Source organism: Halomonas sp. SIMBA_159 (assembly GCF_046536035.1).
GTDB classification, from domain to species: Bacteria; Pseudomonadota; Gammaproteobacteria; order Pseudomonadales; family Halomonadaceae; genus Vreelandella; species Vreelandella venusta_A.
In genome coordinates this window covers 1-255 of sequence record NZ_JAWJBT010001036.1, presented here as the reverse complement: position 1 = coordinate 255, position 255 = coordinate 1, and the positions used below count along the sequence as shown (strand labels likewise).

Genomic DNA, 255 nt, shown 5'->3' with positions numbered 1-255 from the left:
ATGTTGGCGGAATCAGTGAACTTAAGCGAGCTTTTCCTGCCTGTAAAATAGTGGGCCCCGGATCTGAAGCCATTCCCGGGCTGACACAGTCTGTCGAAGATGGCGATCAGGTCGATATTTTCGGCGAACGTTTCATGGTGCTGGGCTTGCCCGGCCATACCTCGGGACATATTGCCTACGTTGGCGATGGCAAGCTTTTCTGCGGCGACACATTGTTCTCTGCAGGCTGCGGCCGTCTTTTTGAAGGCACGGCAG

Annotated in this window: 1 protein-coding gene; it reads left to right on the top strand. The window is 54.9% G+C overall.

Going from position 1 to position 255, the window contains the following annotated elements:
* Positions 1–255, top strand: a 255-nt coding sequence (locus R0J87_RS22425; protein WP_498889084.1) for an MBL fold metallo-hydrolase, incomplete at both ends; no start/stop codon positions are given.